The organism is Methylopila sp. Yamaguchi, from assembly GCF_002897035.1.
Classification (GTDB): domain Bacteria; phylum Pseudomonadota; class Alphaproteobacteria; order Rhizobiales; family Methylopilaceae; genus Methylopila.
The window spans coordinates 132015-151436 of record NZ_BAUX01000008.1 but is presented as its reverse complement, the minus strand read 5'-3'; the positions used below and the strand labels follow the sequence as shown (position 1 = coordinate 151436).

Here is a 19422-nt window from a genome sequence, read left to right as displayed (position 1 = left end):
TTGGCGTCGCGGGGGCGGCTCAGCGCCGGCTCGAGATGCGCGGCCAGCCGTGTGCGCAAGACGCCGACAGCGCCGAACGCAAAGCGTTCGACGCTGTCGGGAGAAGATCGTACGGCTAAGCCGCGCCGGGATCGTCAGCGCGAGGCGTTCAGCCGCTCCGCCACTTCAGGCGCGAAATAGGTGAGGACGCCGTCGGCGCCCGCGCGCTTGAAGGCCAGCAGGCTCTCAAGTATGGCGGCTTCGCCGTCGATCCAGCCGTTCTGGGCGGCGGCGCGGATCATCGAATACTCGCCGGAGACCTGGTAGGCGAAGGTCGGCATCCGGAACCGCTCCTTGAGCCGCCGGACGACGTCGAGATAGGGCATGCCGGGCTTCACCATCAGCATGTCCGCGCCCTCGGCCACGTCGAGCTCCGCCTCGCGGATCGCCTCGTCGCCGTTCGCCGGGTCCATCTGGTAGGTCTTCTTGTCGCCGACCAGAGCCTTCTGGGTGCCGATCGCGTCGCGGAACGGGCCGTAGAACGCCGAGGCGTACTTCGCCGCATAGGACATGATCTGCACGTCGGTGCGCCCGGCGTCGTCGAGCCCAGCCCGGATCGCGCCGATGCGGCCGTCCATCATGTCGGAGGGCGCGATAACGTCCGCGCCGGCCTCCGCCTGGGTCAGCGCCTGCCGCACGAGCACCGCGACGGTGGCGTCGTTCAGGATGCGGTCGCCGGCCATCAAGCCGTCATGGCCGTGGCTGGTGTAGGGGTCGAGCGCGACGTCGGTGACGAGCCCGAGACCGGGAACCTCGGCCTTGATGGCGCGGAGCGCCCGGCAGGTGAGATTTTCGGGGTTCAGCGCCTCGGATCCAGTCGGGTCTCGCAGGTCGGGATCGGTGTAGGGGAACAGCGCCAGCGCAGGTATGCCGAGCCGGGCGGCGCGCTCGGCGGCGCGGACCGCCTGGTCGACGCTCAGCCGCTCGACGCCGGGCATGGCCGACACCGCTTCGCGGCGGCCTTCGCCTTCGATCAGGAAGATCGGCCAAATCAGGTCGTCGACCGTCAGCACGTTCTCGCGCACCAGACGGCGCGACCAGTCCGCGCGGCGGTTGCGGCGGGGGCGCTTCGCGAGATCCAGCGCGCCGTCCTCGACGCGCGTCTCGCGCATTTCGACCTGGCGGTCGCGGAGCTTTCCGATCGTCTCGTGCATCAGGCGTCGCCTCCGACGTTTCGCATCGCGGCCGCATGTCTCTCGCGGGCGTCGGCCGTCCGTGCGCGACCGTCCTATAGCACCTTGGAGCCTTTCCAGACAGGGGGGCCGGGCGGAACGAGCGCGGCGTTTCGTCATGGCCGCCGCGCGGTGAGCGGGCGATTTGCGCTCGCGGCGGGAGTCGGGGAAAGTCGCGCCGCGCTCTCGGCCGTGGGCCGTCCGGCACGCGTCCGCAGTAAGAAGGGGAGGGCGGGATGATCGATCGACCGCCCGAATCGCCGGAGCCGCGCCGGGAGCCGCGGGGCGACCCCGACGACCTGCCGCCGATCCAGCTCAGGGATTCGCGCCTCGGCCGCGCCGGTCCCTCGAGGCCCTGGAGCCGTCGTCTGCTGTACTTCGTCCGCGCGGTCGCGGCGGTGGAGTGCCTGAAGGGCCTTTGGCACTGGGCGGCCTTGCTCGGCTTCGGCGGCGATCCCTTCGCCGGCGCCTCGGTCACGGGCCGGGTCGCCACGGTGTTCTTCGCGGTCGCAGACCCCGTCGCCGCGGTCGGCCTGTGGCTCGGCGCGGCCTGGGGCGTCGTCATCTGGCTGCTCGCCGCTTCGGCCCAATTGCTGGTCGAAGGTCTCGAGCCCCACGGGGGCGGGCTGCGCTGGCTCGTGACGCTGTCCATCGTGGCGGCGATGGCCGGCTACCTCGCGCTGTCGCTCAAGGCCAAGTCCGAAGACGACTGAGGCGTTCCGCCTGCGGTGTTGCGCCGCTGGAAGACCAGACGTGCTCGACCATTGCGCGAAAGAATGCCTCGGCTTGCTCCTGCTCCTGCGCTCCCGCACGGGGCGGTCGCTTCGGAAACGCTTCCTCGCCTGCGCGGAACTCGTCGTCGATGAAGCGCGCGATCGGCTCCGGCAGCGGAGCTTCGCCGAGTTCGCGGGTCTGGGCCTTCCGCGCTAGGAGATCATCAAGAACGCGCACGACGTCCGGAGGCGGAGCGCACTCTTCGATCAAGGTCTGGAAGTTCATCGGCGCGACCGCTTCGCCGGGTCGCTGACGAAGCCAGCGCAAAGCCGCCGCGGGGCGGACTGTGTAGAAAATGGCTTTCAGCGGGATGGAGACTCGTCCGGCGAGACGGCGGTTCCGTTGGGCGAAGCCAAGATGAAGATAGTGGCGGGCGACGAGGTTCCGCTCCGCCACCTGCTCTGCAAGGTTCAGGAAAGAGCGTCTAAAGACCTCATCCACGCCATAGGCGATCGGAGACGTCAGCCACTCGATGATGACGGCGTTGCCCTTCATCAGCAGCCGGATCGCCTTTCCGAGGTCCCAGCCGTTGACGTCGAGGTCGCCTTCGATCGGCGTCTCTATCACGTCGCGCCGGGGCCAGGGCGACAGGTAGTGTTCGACTGGACGGACGAAGACAAAGCGGCAGTCGTAGTCGCTGTCGGGAGAAGGAAAGCCCCACGCGCGGCTTCCGCTCTCGATCGCGAGAGGAATGGCGACCCCTTCTGTCTCGCGGATCGAGGCGAGGCGGCCCTGTACGAGATCCACCGTTGCCGGGTCCATCGACGAGGGCAGCGACATTGTGAGCGGCACGGGTGATGTCCTGAGCCGGTCTCGGATCGTCGTGCCGGGACGGCCCTCTCCCGGATCAGCCTGCAAGCGATAGCCGATGAGAGCACAGCGGGAAAATCGTTCGTCCGCCACTATGGCGTGCGCAGCATCGATAATGCTCGTCTTCAGATTTCGACAGGACAAATGAATCTCAATAGACGTCCGAGTGCGTAACGTCTCGTTGACTCAGCTGCGCAACCGTTTGTTCAGTCTAAGAAATAAAGAGAAATTTCAGCAAGCCATTTAAACGCATTTTCACTTCCCGGACCTATCTTCCAGATCAACGAGGCGCGGGACAGGACGACGCCTTGAGCAGTCAAGACTACGGGAAGGCCTCACCATGAAGAACCTCGCGCGCAGCACGGAGAAGCCGGCCACCGATCAGGGTCAGGTCGAAGTCCGCCCGCTCTACCTCGAAGCTCTCACCCTGGTGGAGCGGCTGCACCGCCGCCTGCTGGACGTCATCAAGGACGAGTTCGATCGCCGCGGGCGTTCGGACATCAACAGCGTCCAGGCGCTGCTGCTCTACAACATCGGCGACGCCGAGCTGACCGCCGGCGAGCTCCGCACCCGGGGCTACTATCTCGGCTCGAACGTCTCCTACAATCTGAAGAAGCTCGTCGAGATGGGCTTCCTGCACCACCAGCGCTCGCGCATGGACCGGCGCTCGGTGCGCATCAGCCTGACCCCCCAGGGCCAGGAGATTCACAACATCGTGGAAGAGCTCTACTCGAAACACATTCGCACCATCGAGCAGGTGGGCGGCGTCAACGCCGACGACTTCAAGACGCTCAACGTCGCGCTCGGCCGGCTCGAACGCTTCTGGACCGATCAGATCCGTTTCCGTCTCTGATCCATTTTTCCTCCGCTGTTAGGCTGCGAACGGCCGCCGGAACTCCTCCGGCGGCCGTTTCGCGTTGCGGACTGCGTCCTCGACGCATCACGTCGGGTTGAGCGCGCTCCAGACGCTCGCCCCCGACATCGTTCCGCCTCAAACCGGTGGCTGATCAAGCGAAACGGAGGCGCGGGCTCCGGGCTCCGAAGCGACCTCAGGACGATCGCTTCGGCCCGATGCGCACGTGGTCTCCACTCGTTGCAGGATGGGTCGGTCGGGGTTCGTTAACCAAGACCCGCGCACTCTGCGTGTCGGCGCCGGGGCGATCATCCGCCCGCGCCGCAAGTCCTCGGTGGGGAGCTATCGGTCGTGACGGAACGGTCCTCGATGTTTGGCGGCGTCTCGCGCCGTGACGCCCTCAGGCTCGGCCTCGGCGCCGCGGCGGGCGCAGTCGCGACGGCGGCTTCGGCGCAGGAGATGTCGCTCTCCTTCGACAGTCAGGCCGAATGGAAGGACAGGTTCGACGCCTCGGCGCGCGTCACCCGCACGTCCGGGTCGCGCACCCCGCTGCTCTCCCCGGCGACCGTTCAGCAGACGGAACTGGCTATCCAGGACTACACGAGCATCGTCTCTCGCGGCGGGTGGACCCGCGTGCCGGCTGGCGAACGCCTGAAGCTCGGATCGCGCGGCGAACGGGTTGTCGCGCTCCGTCAGCGGCTCGCCGCCACGAACGATCTCGATCCCAACCTCGGCATGTCGCCGGTGTTCGACAGCTACGTCGAGGGCGCGGTGAAGCGCTTCCAGGCCCGCCACGGCCTGATCCCCGTCGGCGTCGTCGGCGACGACACCATGCAGTCGCTCAACATCCCGGCCGAGACCCGGCTGCGCCAGCTCGAGACCAATGTGGTGCGCATCCGCACCATGGCGGGCGGGAACATCGGCGCGCGCTACGTGCTCTGCAACATCCCGGCGGCCGAGATCGAGGCGGTCGAAGACGGTCAGGTCGCGGCGCGCTACACGGCGGTCGTCGGCAAGGCCGACCGCGCCTCGCCGGTGCTCGACGCCAAGATCCAGCAGGTGAACTTCAATCCCTACTGGACCGTGCCCGCCTCCATCATCCGGAAGGACCTCATTCCGATGATGCAGAAGGATCCGCAGTACCTGACGAAGAAGCGCATCCGCATCTACTCCCAGCAGGGGGTGGAGACGCAGCCCGACCAGATCAACTGGAACACGATGGAGGCGACGCAGTACATGTATCGCCAGGATCCGGGCGACGACAATTCGATGGGCGTGGTCCGCATCAACATGCCGAACAAGGACGGCGTCTACATGCACGACACGCCGTCGAAGAACCTGTTCGGCGAGAACGCCCGTTTCCACTCCTCGGGCTGCGTGCGCATTCAGAACGTCAAGGAGCTGGTCGGCTGGCTGGCGAAGAACCAGGCCGGCTGGGACCGTCGCGCGATCGACGCCGCCATCAAGTCGGGCGAGCGCATCGACATCAACCTGACCCCCTACGTGCCGGTTTACTGGCGGTACATCTCGGGCTGGGGCGCGCAGGACGGCACCGTGCAGTTCCGCGAGGACATCTACGGCATGGACGGCACCGGCGAACTCGCGATGGCGCGCTGAGCGCCGCGCGAAAGGACCCGCGACAATGACCGACGGCCGGCCGCGCACGCCTCTGAAGGGCGGCGCGCCGGCCGTCGGCGCGTCGGGAGAGGTGCTGTTCGAGTTCGTCACCCGCGGCGGCTTCGTCCGCTGCGCGGCGATCGACGGTGCGACCGGGGTCGAGGTGGTCGTCGTCGGCCCCACCAACGCCAGCCAGGAGCACCTCAAGCTGATCGCCGTGCGGAAGCTCCGGCTGCGGCTGGCGGCGGAGTAGGGCGGTCGGGTCGCCGCTGAGGAGGCGACGTTTCGCCTGCCCCAGCAGGGCGATCGCGTTAAGAGCTTTGTCCCGCCCCATGACGCGTCCCTGACGCTCGGCTCCAAGCCCGCGCTGAGCCGGATATAGCGGCTCAGAAGCGCTGAAGGCGACCCCGCTGAAACGCTGAAAGGCCGCACGAATCCGGCAGGTATCTGGCATGCCAGCCCTTCGAAAGTCTGATGCGACCAAGTCGCGGGACCGGCTCGCGCGGCTTGGCTGGGCTTTCCGACATGTGGTAGCCGTTGGTCGAGAACACGCAGCCGCCCGCGCGTCGCACGCACGGGTTTAGCTGGGTTGATGTCCGCGACGGTTCGCGTTCGGCGCGCCGGCGGACGCTCGCCCCATTCCGAGGAGGAGCCGTCTATGTCCGTCACCGACGTCCAGGCCCGCGCGGCCGAAAGCCGCTTCTTCCAGGCGTCGCTCGCCGAGGTCGATCCCGAGCTGTTCGACTCGGTCAAGTCGGAGCTCGGACGCCAGCGCGACGAGATCGAGCTGATCGCCTCGGAGAACATCGTCTCCAAGGCGGTGCTCGAAGCCCAGGGCTCCGTCCTCACCAACAAGTACGCCGAAGGCTATCCCGGCCGCCGCTACTACGGCGGTTGCCAGTTCGTCGACGTCGCCGAGCAGCTGGCGATCGACCGCGCCAAGAAGCTCTTCAACTGCCAGTTCGCGAACGTGCAGCCCCACTCCGGCGCGCAGGCGAACACGGCGGTGTTCTTCGCGCTCATGCAGCCGGGCGACACCTTCCTCGGCCTCGACCTCGCCGCCGGCGGCCATCTGACCCACGGCGCCAAGGCCGCGCTCTCGGGCAAGTGGTTCAACGCGGTCAACTACCACGTGAAGCCCGACACGCACCTCATCGACATGGAAGAGGTCGCGGCTCTCGCCGAGCAGCACAAGCCGAAGGTCATCATCGCGGGCGGCTCGGCCTATCCGCGTCAGATCGACTTTGCGGCCTTCCGCAAGATCGCGGACGCGGTCGGCGCCAAGTTCATGGTCGACATGGCCCACTTCGCGGGCCTCGTCGCCGGCGGCCAGCACCCGAACCCGCTGGATCACTGCCACGTCGCGACCACCACGACCCACAAGACGCTGCGCGGCCCGCGCGGCGGCATGATCCTCACCAACGACGAGGATCTCGCTAAGAAGTTCAACTCGGCGGTGTTCCCCGGCCTTCAGGGCGGCCCGCTGATGCACGTGATCGCGGCGAAGGCGGTGGCCTTCGGCGAGGCGCTGAAGCCGGACTTCAAGATCTACGCCCAGAACGTCATCGCCAACGCGAAGGCGCTCGCCGAGAACCTGAAGGGCCACGGCTTCGACATCGTCTCCGGCGGCACCGACACGCACCTGATGCTCGTCGACCTGCGTCCGAAGAACCTCACGGGCAAGGTCTCCGAGATCGCGCTCGGCCGCGCCCACATCACCTGCAACAAGAACGGCATTCCGTTCGATCCGGCGAAGCCGATGGTCACCTCCGGCATCCGCCTCGGCACGCCGGCCGGCACCACCCGCGGCTTCGGCGTTGCGGAGTTCCAGGAAATCGGCGACATGATCGCGACGGTCCTCGACGTGCTTTCGCAGAACAACACGGAAGAGGACAGCGCGGTTGAGGCGAAGGTTCGCCAGCAGGTCTCGAACCTGGTGGAGCGCTTCCCCATCTACGCGGACTGAGGAGCAACCGCGGGAGTACTGAATGCGTTGTCCGCACTGCGGCGCGCCTGACACGCAGGTCAAGGACTCCCGTCCGACCGAAGATGACGCCGCGATCCGTCGCCGACGGGTGTGCGGCGTCTGCGGCCAGCGCTTTACCACCTTCGAACGCGTGCAACTGCGCGAGCTCGTGGTGGCGAAGCGCTCGGGCCGCCGTGTCCCGTTCGACCGAGACAAGCTGCACAGGTCTCTCGCCGTCGCCCTGCGAAAGCGCCCGGTCGATCCGGAACGCATCGAGCAGATGGTCTCCGCGATCGTGCGCCAGCTCGAGGCGAGCGGCGAGACCGAGGTCACCACCGAGACCATCGGCCGCTTCGTGATGGAAGGGCTGAAGACCGTCGACGACGTCGCCTATGTGCGCTTTGCGTCGGTCTACAAGAATTTCCGGGAAGCCAAGGACTTCGAGACCCTTCTCGACGAGCTCGCCGGCGATGAGGCCGCGTCCGCCGCCGCGGACGGGCCGCGATGATGGACGCGCTGGCGCTTCCCCGCCTTGACGGCCCGGACGGCTGCGCGGAAAGCGACGCGCGCTGGATGGCGGTCGCGTTGGCGCTGGCGCGGCGCGGCCTGGGCCGCACGGCGCCCAATCCGTCTGTGGGCGCAGTGCTGGTGTCGCCCGCGGGCTACGTCGTCGGCCGCGGCTGGACGCAGCCGGGGGGGCGCCCCCACGCCGAGACCATGGCTCTGGCCCAGGCGGGCGAGGCCGCGGCGGGAGCGACGCTCTACGTCACGCTCGAGCCCTGCAGCCACCACGGCCGCACGCCGCCCTGCGTCGACGCGCTGGTCGCGGCGGGGGTGGCGCGCGTGGTCGCCGCCCTGCGCGATCCCGACCCCCGCGTCGACGGCCGCGGCGTCGATCGCCTGCGCGCCGCGGGCGTCGCCGTCGCGATCGGCGGCTGCGGGCGGGTGGCGTTGAGGATTGCGGCCGGCCACGTCCGCCGCGTCACTTTGGGGCGGCCGCATGTCACGCTGAAGCTCGCGGTTTCGGCCGATGACAAAGTCGCTCTGGCGGGCCGCAGGCCCGTTGCCATCACCGGCGAGGCGTCGCGCGGCCGGGTCCACATGATGCGCGCCGAGGCGGACGCCATCCTCATTGGAATCGGCACCGCGCTCGCCGACGACCCCGCCCTGACCTGCCGGCTGCCGGGTATGGCGGACCGCTCTCCGTGCCGCGTGGTGCTCGACTCCAACCTGCGCCTGCCGCTGACCTCCCGCCTGGTCGCGACGTGTCACGAGGTTCCGACGTGGGTGGTGGCGGCCGTCGACGCGCCCGTCGAGGCCGAGCTCGCGCTGCGTGCGGCGGGCTGCGACGTCATGCGGGTCGAGCGGGGGCCCGACGGACGGCTTTCGCTGCCACGCGCCCTGAAGCTGCTCGCGCTGCGCGGGGTCACCCGGCTGATGGTTGAGGGCGGCCCGACGATCGCCGCCGGCTTGCTGGACGCCGATCTCGTCGACGAAGCTGTGGTGGCGCGGGGGCCCGCGACGCTGGGATCCGACGCGATTGGGGCGCTCGAGGGCCGACCGCTCGGCGCGTTGACCGAGGCGGCGCGCTTCGCCGAGATCGGCCGCGAAAGCGTCGGCGAGGACTGCTGGACGTTTTTCGAGCGCGCCTAAGCCCGCGCCGTCATCCTGAGGCATCGCAATGTTCACCGGCATCATCTCCGACATCGGCGAAGTCGTCGCCCGCGACGACGGCGACGAGATCACGAGCTTCATGATCGCGTCGCGCTATGATCCGCGCTCGATCGACCTCGGCGCCTCGATCGCCTGCGACGGCGTCTGCCTCACCGTCGTCTCCGTCGAGCCCGAAGGCCTCGGCGCGGCCTTCGCGGTCGAGGCCGGGCCGGAAACCCAGCGTCTCACCACGGTTGGGGAGTGGGGCGTCGGACGGCGGCTGAATCTGGAACGCGCCCTGAAGATCGGCGACGAGCTCGGCGGACACCTTGTGCTTGGCCATGTCGACGGCGCGGCGGAGATCGTCGAGCGCGACGACGGCCCCGACACCTCACGGTTCGTGCTCGCCGCGCCCATCGAGTTCGCGAAGTTCATCGCTGTGAAGGGCTCGGTCTGCCTCGACGGGATTTCGCTGACCGTCAACCAGGTGGACCGCGAGCTGTTCTCCGTGCATCTCATCCCGCACACCCTCGGGGCGACGACCTGGGCCGACCGCCAGGTCGGCGACCGCGTCAACCTCGAAGTGGACATGATGGCGCGCTACGCCGGGCGGCTTGCCGAGGCGCGCAGCCTCGGCTACTGAGCCGTTCCGCTTGATCTTGAAGGCATTCGTCACCCCATGGCCGAACCGCAACGCCGCGTCGGCGGCGTCGAGAAGACGCCCGCCCGCGTGCTCGTCGTCGAAGCGCGCTTCTACGACGCCATCGCCGACGAACTGCTGAAAGGCGCGACCGCAGGCCTCGAGGCCGCTGGCGCGGCCTTCGACGTCGTCAGCGTGCCCGGGGCGCTCGAAATTCCGCCGACCATCGCGATCCTGGCCGACGCCGCCGCGGCCCGGCACCAGCCCTACGACGCGGTGGTCGCGCTCGGTTGCGTCATCCGCGGCGAGACCACGCACTACGAGATCGTCACGGAGCAGAGCGCGCGCGCCCTGATGGACCTGTCGGTCAGTCGCAAGCTTCCGCTCGGCAACGGCATCCTGACGGTCGAGAACGAGGCGCAGGCGCTTGCCCGCGCCCGCGTGGCGGAGATGAACAAGGGCGGCGACGCCGCCGCCGCGGCGCTCGCCGTGCTTCGCCTGAAGCGCTGGGCGGGGTGCGTCTGACATGGCCAAGGGCGAACAGCGCTCCGCGGCGCGGCTTGCAGCCGTCCAGGCGCTCTATCAGATGGACATCGCCGGCACGCCGCTGCCGGACACGCTCGCTGAGTTCGAATCCCACTGGATTGGCAAGGTGGTCGACGGCGAGGAGTACAAGCCCGCCGAGGCCGCGTTCTTCCGCGACCTCGTCGGCGGCGTGCTCAAGCAGCAGCGCGCGCTCGACCCGCTGATCGACCAGACGCTGCAGGCCGGCTGGCCGCTGAAGCGCGTCGAGGCGATCATGCGGGCGATCCTGCGCGCCGGGGCCTTCGAGCTCGGCAAGCGCAGGGACGTCCCCGTCAAGGTGGTGATCAGCGAGTACGTGGACATCGCCCACGCCTTCTTCGACCGGGACGAGGCCGGCATGGTCAACGCCGTGCTCGACGCCATCGCCCGCAACGTCCGCGCCGAAGATCTCGCGAAGGGCTGAGAAAAAGCGCCGGCGGCGCGGGAGGCCCCGCGCTGCGTGCGCCTCCGCTCAGGAGGACAGAGGGATCGCCTGCCGCGATCCGAGCGGGACGCGAAAGCGCTTGTTCTCGACCGTGTAATCCGGCCCGAAGACGTTCGACACGAAGACATGGACGACGTCGGCGTATGTCGGACGAACGTCGACCAGCATGAAACCACGGCGGCTTTGCTCCGTGTAGATCAGCTTGTCGACGGGCGATTTCCGGGCGCTGCTGTCGACCTGAAGCGCCGCGGTCGCCGTCGGCGGCACGCCGAGCAGATACTGCTCCATACCCGGCGAACTCACGGACGTGCCGCCGAACTCCGGCGCGACGGGCCTGGAGCCTGTCCCGGAAGGCAGGACGAGGTTGGCCGTCCAGGCGTTGTGGGAGTCCCCCGTCAGCACGATCGGGCTCTTCGCTTTGGCGAGGGTCTTCAGCATCTTGACGCGGGCCGTGGGATAGCCGGTCCAGGCGTCGGCGGCGAGCGGCGTTGGCAGGCCCGCCGCGCCGAGCTGAGCGATCTGCTCGCTTTGGCCGGCGCCGAGAAGCTGGTCGAGAAGGGCGTTGTAGCTCGTCTTCTGCGCCGGGCTGAGCACCGGAGATCCAGCGATATCAGGGGCGTTCTGGTAGAACATCAGGACCTGATTGCCGATCAGCTGCCACGCTTGCGTCGACGTGACGATCTGTTCGCCGAACCACGCCGCCTGCGCGTCTCCCATCAGGGTGCGGCGCTTGCCGTCCTCGCGCACGTCTTTCGGGAACGGGCCGTCCGGCGGCGCGCCGACATAAGCGGCGACCAGCGCGGCGCTTGAAAGCTGTTGGTCGCGGGCGGCCTCGCGGGTGTCGATCATCACGAGGCGGGCGAGGTCGCCGAAGTCGAAGGTGCGGTAGAGCGCGTCGGGATTGCCGGTCGCCGGATCGACGCGCTCCCGGTCCGCGGGCTCTCGGATTGGCAGCCACTCATAGAACGCGCGAACGCCGTGCTGCTTGCGGACGCTCCACGAACCTTCGCCCGCGTTGTGATTTTCCGCGCCCCCGGTCCACGCGTCGTTCGCCACCTCGTGGTCGTCCCAGATGTTGATGAAGGGCGCCAGCGCGTGGAGCTTCTGCAGGTGCGGATCAGTCTTGTAGAGCGCATGGCGCGCACGGTACTGGTCGAGCCGGATGATCTCTTCGCGCGGCTGGAGATCGGCGTCGCGCGGCTTGGGCGCCAGTCCGAGGCCGGTCGCGGGCGTGGTGTAACCTCCGGTCCCTGGGCCGTACTCGTAGATGTAGTCGCCGAGATGCAGAACGGCGTCGAGGTCTCTCCGCTTCGCCGCCTCCTTGTAGACGTTGAAGAACCCAAGTTCGTAGTTCGAGCAGGAGAACACCGCCAGCATCAGTCGATCGACTTTGCCGACGGGCAGGGTCTTCGTACGACCGACCGGAGACAGCGCGCGCTCGGCCTCGAAGCGGTAGTAATAAACGACGCCCGGCGAGAGCTGCGTGACGTCGACTTTCACCGTGTGATCGCGGCCGACCCTTGCGACGGCTTTGCCCGACCGCACGACGCGGGTGAAGGCCTCGTCTTCCGCCACGATCCAGTTGACGGCGATGTCGGCGGTGGCGCCCGGCTTGGTGACGCGCGTCCAGATAATGACGCGGTCGCTCAACGGGTCCCCGCTGGCGACGCCATGCAGGAAGGGCGCGGTCGCCGCCTCGGCGCCCTCGACCGCGAGCGTGATGGAGATCGCCGTGACGCCGGCCGCAAGCGTCATGAGGAGCGCCTCACGGCGCGTGAGCCCGCCCGCGCCGCTTCGCCGATCGGCTTCGTCGTTGTTGCACGTCATGTCTGGGAGCCCCGCTGGAAATTGAAGACTTCCATAGCCGGGCTGGCTGACCGCCTTGTGACGGGCCTGAGAAGGAAAAGGCCGGTTCTCCTTTCGGAGAACCGGCCTCTGACGCGCGTCCGGCCTGGACGGGAGGGGTGGGGACAGGCGGCCGGCCGCGCGGTCTCTGGATCTCGGGGTCTTACGGGGCGGCGGCGACGCCGACCGGGTTCACGCCGTCGCCAAGCAGGACCCACTGGTTGGGATCGGTCTGGGACTGGCGCTTCACGAAGGTGTAGCCGGTCTCGAACCACGGCTTGACGTCGTCCGCCTGGTTGTCGAGGGCGTAGTCGCCGCGGTCGGTCGAAACGGTCAGCACGGCGTGGCCGTCGCCCTTCAGGTCGCGCACCACGGTGATGAGAAGCGCCTGCCGAGGCCAGCCGGCCTCCATCAGCAGCTTGCGCTTCAGCAGGACGTAGTCTTCGCAGTCGCCCTTGTTGTCGGTCGGGTAGGTCCAGAACTCCTCGAGGCCGTAGAGCTCCTGATCGGTGACGGGAGTGACCTGCGCGTTCACCTTGCGGTTGAGCTTGTCGAGTTCGGCGAGCTTCGCCGTCGTCAGCTTGGCCTTGGCCGCGCGCATCGGCGTGACGTCGCACTCGACCGGAGTGTCGGCGCAAAACTGCGTCCAGCCCATCGGCGCCTTGGCGCCGCCGATCACCTGCATCGAGCTCGACGCCGCGACCTTGACGGTCTGCGCTTCGACCGGATCGATGGTAAATCCAGCGGCAACAAGTCCAAACAAGATATAAACCGCCTTCTTCTTGATCTCAGTAAACATTGTCGTCTCCCGTCCTGTCCCGGGAAGCAACGTCTCACATTCCTTTTGCGGTCCGTCTAAATCAAGACGTGGAGTTTTAGCGAGATGATTTGGAATTCAGAAAGAAGTTGAATACGAATTGTTCAGAGATGCAGTGGGTATTTCGTTTACCAACTGCGTCCGCCTTTAGAGAATGAACGAACGACTTGGTCAGCCAAACCTTAACGGCGCCGGCTTTTCGAGGGGGGTGATTTACAAAGTCTTCACCATGCGGCGAAGAGGCCGCGCGTCGTCGACGCGGAGAGGCCGGCGCAGCCGCCAGAGGGCGCAAAAAAAAGCCGCCCCGAAGGGCGGCTTTTTGTTCAGGCGATTTGCGGCGAGGTCAGCCGAATTGTTCCGCCAGCGCCTCGAGGTTTTGCGGACGGCTGAACTCGACGGCCAATCCGTTCTCAAGGTGGCGGACGACGCGGGCCGAGGTCCGGCCGAGCATGACGGGCGTCCCGATCGGGAGATCGAGCCCGATCTGGATCGCGGCCCCGGAAAGCGACACGTCGATGATGCGGCAATCGTGCGAGGCGCCGTCCTCGGTCTGAAGGACCGCGCGCGGGTTGCGCGGGATCACCCGCTCGTGGCGCCGGTCTTCCGGAAGCCCGAGGATGTTGCGGTTCGCGAGCCATGTCAGCTGTGCGGCGAGCTTGTCGCGTTTGCGGATCGTCGCCGTCACGGTCATGGCGAAGCCGTTGGCGATCGGGCGCACCATCACGCCTTCAACCCGGCCGATGTGGTCGAGATAGACGATGACGCGTTCGCCGGCCTGCGCCGGGACGGGAGCCACCAGCGCCAGACCACCCGGAGACATGTCGAGGGTCTGGCAGGGATACTCGCGGCGAGACGTCAGCATGTAGCGGCCGAGAAGCGCGACCTTGACCCGCTGATGACGACGTTGCTCGTCCGAGAGCGGCTTTTTCATCGCGAACATCAAGGCGTCCGTCCCCGAAAGCGTGAAACGCGTCGGATGGCGCGACGCGTGTCTTAAACCTAAACGAACGGTGTTAACGCCACGTAACCCGCGCGCCTCGAACACGGCTCAGCGCCCCCCGTCGAAGACCAGAAAGCGGCCAATCTTGCGGGCCGCCCCGGCGAGGGCGTGGGGCGACGGCGTCGGAGGCGGCGACTGCGGCGCCGGGGCCTCGCCGATGGCGCGCCGACGTCCGCTCGGCCAGATCATCCGCAGCGAGGCGAGGTCGAACCGCGTCACCGGGCAGGCTCCGAGCCAGTAGGGGGTTTCGACCGGCGCAAGCGCGCCGAGGATGCGCGCATGGGTGCGGCCGCGGTGGCGAAGAGGCAGGAGAACGAGCTCGAGGTCGACCTTGCGGCCGAGCTCCGTCGCGCCGGTCGCGCCAAGCACCGCGACGGCGGCGTCGTCGGAGATCGTAGTCAGCGCGCCGAGCACCGTCGCCCGGTCGCCCGCCGACCAGAGTTCCAGGAAGCGTTCGCCCTTCATCTCGTGGCCTGACACCTCGCAGAGGCGCGAGCCTGCCAGTCGGAACGGGAACTGCGCCTCTTCAGACGCCTCCAAAATGAAGGCGTCGCCGAGGATGCCGCGGATCTGGCCCGGATCCACGTCGGCGCGCTCGGGCGCCGCACGTGCGCCGCGGAGGCGGTTCCAGTAAGCAAAGAGCTCGCGGGTGGCGGCGGCCTTCATGGAGGTCGGACCTTCCGTTTCGTTTTGGGGCGCCCATGTGTCGTCGCGGGACGCTTCCCCGCCGACGACGGCGCTTCAGCCTTGGCGCAGCAGGCCGCGTGCCAGCCTCGCGCCACGTTGCGCCGCGTCGACGGACCGAACGGGCAATGCGCGGTACTGAGGGACGTGGCGTGAGAGAGCACCAAAGCCGTCCGGTCGATCGTGGGGAGCCGGCGTTCAACGCGCCCGCCGTCGTGCTCGCGAGCATCGCGCTGTTCGCGGCGATTCATCTCTGGCGCGTCTTTCTCTCGGAAGACGCGGACATCGCGGTTCTTCTGCGCTTCGCCTTCATCCCGGCCCGCTACGATCCGGCCTCGCCCTATCTCCCCGACATGCTCGGCGGCGAGGGCGCCAAGGTGTGGACGTTCCTCACCTACGCCTTCCTTCACGGCGACTGGACGCACCTTCTGGTCAACAGCGTCGCCATGCTGGCCTTCGGCAGCGCCGTGGCCTGGCGGTTCGGTTCGCTGCGGTTCCTGGTCTTCTCAGCGCTTTGCGCGGTCGGCGGCGCGGCGGCGCATCTCGCGCTTCATATCGACGAGCCTCAGCCGGTGATCGGCGCGTCGGCCGCGATTTCGGGCCAGATGGCGGGGGCGATGCGTTTCATGTTCGAGGCCGGCGGGCCGCTCGGCGCGTTCCGGCGGCGTGGCCGCCCGGCGTTCTCGGCGCCTGCGGTCCCTCTCGCGACCGCGCTTCGAAACCCCCAGGTCCTGATCTTTCTTCTGGCGTGGTTCGGGACCAACATCGCCTTCGGCCTGGGCGGAATGGCGCTCAGCGGAGAAACCGCGTCCATCGCCTGGGAGGCGCACATCGGAGGATTCCTCACCGGGCTTGCGCTGTTCCCGCTGTTTGATCCGAAAGTTGCACGGTTCCGTGACCGGGCTGATGCCTCCGTAGCATTGCCTCCGCGTCCTCCCGCCCCCCATGATTGAGCCAGCAGGCCGCGGGACGGCCTCGACTTAAGGACCGACGAGCCTCCCGCCGGCCCCTCGCGAACGAGGCCGGATTTGCTCGGCCTCAAACACAAAAGGAGGCTCGCATGACGGTCGCACGCATTCTGGCGTTCAAGGGGCCTGAGGTCTTCACCGCCTCGCCGCACCGCACGATGGCCGAAATCGTCGCCCTGCTGGCGGAGAAGCGCATCGGCACGGTGGTGATCGCCGGCGCCGACGGCGGGATCTCGGGCATTATCTCCGAGCGCGACGTCGTCCGGTCGCTCGCAGCCCGCGGCGCCGACGTCCTGGCTGATCCCGTCTCGATGCACATGACCCGGAAGGTCTTCACCGCGACCGCCGACGAGACGATCGAAGAGATCATGGACCGCATGACCGAGGGCAAGTTCCGCCACGTTCCCGTGGTGGAAGGCCGCCGGCTCGTCGGCATCGTCTCGATCGGCGACGTGGTGAAGCACCGCATGGCGATGGCCGAGGCCGAGGCGTCGGCCATGCGCGACTACATCGCGACCGCCTGAAGCTTCGGTGGCCGGGATCTAGCGGCGGTCGCGCTCGATCGGGCGCGCCCGCCGCCACGTCTCGGCCGGCAGGTCGCGAAGGCGGCCCGCGTAGAGCGCGCCGAGGCGGCTGTCGCCGAGCCCCCGGCCGGACACGAGCTGAAGCACGTCGACGCCGGGATTCCAGTTGCCTTCGATCATGATCGGGCCCCGGTCGGACAGGCCCACATCCCAGCCAATCACGAAGAAGCCGTCGCGAAACGCCTCGTGAGCGTGGGTCGCAAGCTCGATCGCCGCGGCGATGTCCGGCGCGACGTGCCCGACGAGGGGGACGCCGGTCGCCGGATGGCGCTCCACGGGGACGATTGCGCCGTCCACACGACGGAAGCCTCGTCCGATGCGCGCCTCTGCGTCGAGGCTCGCGACGACGTTGCCGGCGTTGAAGTTGTCGACCGGCCGCGGTCCGCCCGCCGACAGCCGCAGGACGCGGTCGCAGGCCTCGATCTCGCCGGCCTCGTTCACCGCGGTCATCACCCGCAGCGTCGGCAGCGCGCCGGGCGACAGCGGCTGCAGCGCGGGATGGGCGGCGCAGGCCTCCTGGACGAGGCCCCCGTCCCGCAGAACAGCCGCAAGGTTGGCGACGACGCGACCCTCGTCGATGGGCTCGGCGCCGCTGCGCCAGCCGTCGGAGCGGCGTTGGAAGCCGATCACCCCTGCGCCCTTGGAGGCGTAGTTCGGTTTGGCGATGACGCCCGCCCGGCCATGGAGCCACATGTGCAGCGCGTCCGGTCCGCCTTCGAAGGTCTCAGGCGTCGGCAATGCGGCCTCGCGGCATCGGCCGGCGAACAGCCGCTTGTTTTTGAGCGGGTTCGCAACGAGCGGATACGCGCCGGGATTGAGCAGCCGATGAACCCCCTTGCGAACGGCCATGGCGAGATGGGCGTCCGGATCGGCGGTCCGCGCGATCAGGGCCTGTTCCGCGGCGTCCCAGCCGTGGCGCCAGCCGGCGCAGGGCGCCCGCACGGCGAGGCCAAGGGCGGCGGCGCCTGACAGCGCCAGCGCGACCGCACGGTCCTGAGGGCTCCAGTGGCGCCACAGGGCGTCGAAGTAGAGCCCGACGAGATCCGTCGGAGGCCGGCTTCTTGCGGAGGTCCAGCCGAAGAGTCGGGGAGGGGCCGTCCGCAGCGTCAGCATGGCGCGGCTATTCAGCGGCGAGGCGCTGGGGTTCGGCGTGGCGCCACGCAAGCACCTCTTCGGTGACCCTCAGGCTGCGGAGGTGATCGACGTCGATCGCCGCGGCGCCGTCGCTGAGTTCGATCGGGACGATCCTCAGCCCGAACCGTCTCGAAAGCCGCTTGAACGACGCGTTGAGCGCGCTGAGGCCAAGGCGGAACCGGACGAGCTCGACGATGCCGCGGAGCCCGAGCGCGCTGACCACGCGCATGGGATGCTTCACGAACTGGCCGCCGGAGCGAAACAGTTCGGCCGCCCGCAGCGCAGAGGCTTCGCCCATCCAGTACATGTTGCAGTTCGAGAAGGCGCCGTCGGAGCACGTGTAGAACTTGCGCTGGCCGTCGGGATGGGCGGCGAGCACCTGTTCGCGCCGAGCGAGCGCCACCGCGACCTCGGCGTCGCTCCGGCGCGCCGCGATGTCGAACTCCGCGATCTGATCCGGCGTGATGAGGACGCTGTCCGCGGTGACGATCAGCACGGGAAAGGCCGCGCCGTGCAACGCGTCCAGCACGCTGTCGACGAGGTTTGGGCGAGAGCTGAACACGATGAGACGCCCGGACGCCGCGAGCGAACGAACGTCCGGCAGGCGCTCGAGCCCAGAGCCGGCGTTGATCGAGATCCGCACCTCGCCCACCCGGTGGCTGGCGGCGAGCGCGTCCAGCACATGGGCGACCATGGGTCGGCCCGCGACCGGCGACAGCGCCTTCAGCGCGACGCCCGCGGCCTCCGCCAGCGGATCGAGCCGGCCGTCGCGTTCGCCGGCCAGCACCAGAACCGTGAGAGCGCCGGTCACGCCGCAAGCTCCAGGCCGACGGAGGCGATGACGCCCTGCCGGCGAAGGCTGTGGGCAAGGATCGACTCGACTAGCGAGGCATGGTCCACCCCCAGCGACGCGGCGGAGCGCGAGATGCTTTTCTGGGACCACAGGTTGCAGGAGAGATTGACCTCCATGAAGGAGATCGCCCCGGAGCCGGGATCGTAGCGGAATTCGAAGCGACCGTAGTCGAAGGGCCAGAGCTCCTCGCACAGCCCGCGGCAGAAGGCGTTCAGCCGTCCGCTAAGGTCGGGGTCGTCGACCACCGTCAGCGGGTCGGGGCGGACGTCGGCGGCGAGCGCGCGCTTCTCCTCGTAGGAGCGCAGGTCGCCGGCGCGTTCGGGCGCGTGCGCCATGGGAGGCAACAGCCACGGCGCGGCGCCGGCCCCGCCGACCACCGGCACGGCGACGTCGAGCAGCGGCAGCCACTCCTCGACGATCACGTCGTGCCCGAGGCCGTGCAGCTCCTGCACGTGGGCGCGCGCTTCGGTCCAGCTGTCGACGATCGTCACGCCCCACGAGGCGGAAGAGGCGTTCGGCTTCACCACCAGCCGCTCCGCGCGGAAGTCCGGCTCGGCCAACGGTCGACCGCGGCGGCAGGGGAGCCAGCGCGCGGTCGGCACGCCGTGGCGGCGAGCCACGACCTTCGAGAGGTGCTTGTCGTCGGCCAGCCCGCGCAGGATCGGGCTCGCGCCGAGAAATGGCGCCCCCCAGCGTGTCAGCAGCAGCGGGGCCAGCATCTCGCTGTTCTGGAAGCCGGCGCGGTTAAGCAGCGGAAAGACGAAGTCTACGTTCGGCCGCCGCTCGATCGCCTCGAAGCTGTTCGCGGCGACCACCTCGATCCCAAGGCCCTCGATCGTCGTCCGAAGCTCGTGATGGTAGACGGCGTGATTGCCGTCCGCGGCGTCGGGCGAGCCGTCGCCGCAGGCGTGCTTGGCGAGGAACATCAGGCGCAGGCGCGCCTTGTCCGCCGAGGGGATGCGGGCGCATCGGGGGTCGAGATTCGGCGTCATCAGCATGGCGTG

At 68.5% G+C, this 19422-nt stretch carries 21 protein-coding genes; 12 read left to right on the top strand and 9 right to left on the bottom strand.

The genetic code is table 11. From position 1 onward, the window contains the following. Positions 1 to 134: 134 nt before the first annotated feature. Positions 135 to 1151, bottom strand: a complete 1017-nt coding sequence (hemB, locus tag METY_RS11300; RefSeq protein WP_103121570.1) for a porphobilinogen synthase — start codon at positions 1149 to 1151, stop codon at positions 135 to 137. 296 nt (positions 1152 to 1447) lie between these two features. Between hemB and METY_RS11295 the strand changes: the two genes are divergently transcribed. Then, entirely contained in the window at positions 1448 to 1924 is a 477-nt protein-coding gene (locus METY_RS11295; RefSeq protein WP_103121489.1) for a DUF6163 family protein, read from the top strand. Here the strand turns inward: METY_RS11295 and METY_RS11290 are convergent. Continuing rightward, positions 1899 to 2888, bottom strand: a complete 990-nt coding sequence (locus tag METY_RS11290) for a nucleotidyltransferase domain-containing protein (RefSeq protein ID WP_244593612.1) — start codon at positions 2886 to 2888, stop codon at positions 1899 to 1901. The genes METY_RS11295 and METY_RS11290 overlap by 26 nt on opposite strands. 247 nt (positions 2889 to 3135) lie before the next feature. Here METY_RS11290 and ldtR point away from each other — a divergent pair, with 247 nt between their 5' ends. From ldtR to nusB, 9 genes are all read left to right on the top strand, one after another. After that, positions 3136 to 3648, top strand: coding sequence for a transcriptional regulator LdtR (ldtR, locus tag METY_RS11285; RefSeq protein WP_020184515.1), 513 nt, complete (start codon positions 3136 to 3138; stop codon positions 3646 to 3648). A 351-nt stretch (positions 3649 to 3999) separates the two neighbouring features. After that, positions 4000 to 5265: a L,D-transpeptidase family protein gene (locus METY_RS11280; protein WP_103121487.1), complete on the top strand. Its 1266-nt coding sequence runs from the start codon at positions 4000 to 4002 to the stop codon at positions 5263 to 5265. A gap of 25 nt (positions 5266 to 5290) precedes the next feature. Then, positions 5291 to 5518, top strand: coding sequence for a DUF6898 family protein (locus tag METY_RS11275; RefSeq protein ID WP_103121486.1), 228 nt, complete (start codon positions 5291 to 5293; stop codon positions 5516 to 5518). Between the two features lie 405 nt (positions 5519 to 5923). Next, on the top strand, positions 5924 to 7231 hold the full coding sequence (glyA, locus tag METY_RS11270; RefSeq protein ID WP_103121485.1) for a serine hydroxymethyltransferase: 1308 nt from the start codon (positions 5924 to 5926) through the stop codon (positions 7229 to 7231). Between the two features lie 22 nt (positions 7232 to 7253). Continuing rightward, the gene (gene nrdR, locus METY_RS11265; protein ID WP_103121484.1) at positions 7254 to 7739 is read left to right on the top strand and encodes a transcriptional regulator NrdR; all 486 of its coding nucleotides are present in this window, start codon (positions 7254 to 7256) and stop codon (positions 7737 to 7739) included. After that, complete coding sequence (gene ribD, locus METY_RS11260; RefSeq protein WP_103121483.1) at positions 7739 to 8884, top strand: bifunctional diaminohydroxyphosphoribosylaminopyrimidine deaminase/5-amino-6-(5-phosphoribosylamino)uracil reductase RibD; 1146 nt, start codon at positions 7739 to 7741, stop codon at positions 8882 to 8884. The genes nrdR and ribD overlap by 1 nt, the downstream gene beginning before the upstream one ends. A gap of 28 nt (positions 8885 to 8912) precedes the next feature. Further along, positions 8913 to 9527: a riboflavin synthase gene (locus METY_RS11255; protein ID WP_103121482.1), complete on the top strand. Its 615-nt coding sequence runs from the start codon at positions 8913 to 8915 to the stop codon at positions 9525 to 9527. A gap of 36 nt (positions 9528 to 9563) precedes the next feature. Then, positions 9564 to 10049, top strand: coding sequence for a 6,7-dimethyl-8-ribityllumazine synthase (gene ribH, locus METY_RS11250; RefSeq protein ID WP_103121481.1), 486 nt, complete (start codon positions 9564 to 9566; stop codon positions 10047 to 10049). A 1-nt stretch (position 10050) separates the two neighbouring features. Further along, complete coding sequence (gene nusB, locus METY_RS11245; protein WP_103121480.1) at positions 10051 to 10512, top strand: transcription antitermination factor NusB; 462 nt, start codon at positions 10051 to 10053, stop codon at positions 10510 to 10512. Between the two features lie 48 nt (positions 10513 to 10560). Here nusB and METY_RS11240 read toward each other — a convergent pair whose 3' ends face one another. The 4 genes from METY_RS11240 to METY_RS11225 all read right to left on the bottom strand — a co-directional run bounded on the left by METY_RS11240 (position 10561) and on the right by METY_RS11225 (position 14861). Continuing rightward, the gene (locus METY_RS11240) at positions 10561 to 12288 is read right to left on the bottom strand and encodes an alkaline phosphatase D family protein (RefSeq protein ID WP_160147347.1); all 1728 of its coding nucleotides are present in this window, start codon (positions 12286 to 12288) and stop codon (positions 10561 to 10563) included. Between the two features lie 253 nt (positions 12289 to 12541). Beyond that, positions 12542 to 13177, bottom strand: coding sequence for a transglutaminase-like cysteine peptidase (locus tag METY_RS11235; protein ID WP_103121478.1), 636 nt, complete (start codon positions 13175 to 13177; stop codon positions 12542 to 12544). A gap of 361 nt (positions 13178 to 13538) precedes the next feature. Beyond that, complete coding sequence (locus tag METY_RS11230) at positions 13539 to 14135, bottom strand: PilZ domain-containing protein (RefSeq protein WP_103121477.1); 597 nt, start codon at positions 14133 to 14135, stop codon at positions 13539 to 13541. Positions 14136 to 14243: 108 nt separating this feature from the next. Then, complete coding sequence (locus tag METY_RS11225) at positions 14244 to 14861, bottom strand: PAS domain-containing protein (protein ID WP_103121476.1); 618 nt, start codon at positions 14859 to 14861, stop codon at positions 14244 to 14246. Between the two features lie 170 nt (positions 14862 to 15031). On the opposite strand from METY_RS11225, the gene METY_RS11220 reads away from it, so the two are divergent. Together METY_RS11220 and METY_RS11215 are read left to right on the top strand one after the other, a co-directional pair. Beyond that, complete coding sequence (locus tag METY_RS11220; protein ID WP_103121475.1) at positions 15032 to 15832, top strand: rhomboid family intramembrane serine protease; 801 nt, start codon at positions 15032 to 15034, stop codon at positions 15830 to 15832. Positions 15833 to 15939: 107 nt separating this feature from the next. Next, the gene (locus METY_RS11215; protein ID WP_103121474.1) at positions 15940 to 16371 is read left to right on the top strand and encodes a CBS domain-containing protein; all 432 of its coding nucleotides are present in this window, start codon (positions 15940 to 15942) and stop codon (positions 16369 to 16371) included. An 18-nt stretch (positions 16372 to 16389) separates the two neighbouring features. Here METY_RS11215 and METY_RS11210 read toward each other — a convergent pair whose 3' ends face one another. From METY_RS11210 to METY_RS11200, 3 genes are read right to left on the bottom strand one after another with little or no spacing between them, the layout of a single operon-like run. Next, complete coding sequence (locus METY_RS11210; RefSeq protein WP_103121473.1) at positions 16390 to 17544, bottom strand: sugar-transfer associated ATP-grasp domain-containing protein; 1155 nt, start codon at positions 17542 to 17544, stop codon at positions 16390 to 16392. Positions 17545 to 17551: 7 nt separating this feature from the next. After that, positions 17552 to 18376, bottom strand: a complete 825-nt coding sequence (locus METY_RS11205; RefSeq protein ID WP_103121472.1) for an NTP transferase domain-containing protein — start codon at positions 18374 to 18376, stop codon at positions 17552 to 17554. Further along, complete coding sequence (locus METY_RS11200) at positions 18373 to 19416, bottom strand: phosphoribosylglycinamide synthetase (protein ID WP_244593611.1); 1044 nt, start codon at positions 19414 to 19416, stop codon at positions 18373 to 18375. Before METY_RS11200 ends, METY_RS11205 begins: the two co-directional genes overlap by 4 nt. Positions 19417 to 19422 lie beyond the last annotated feature (6 nt).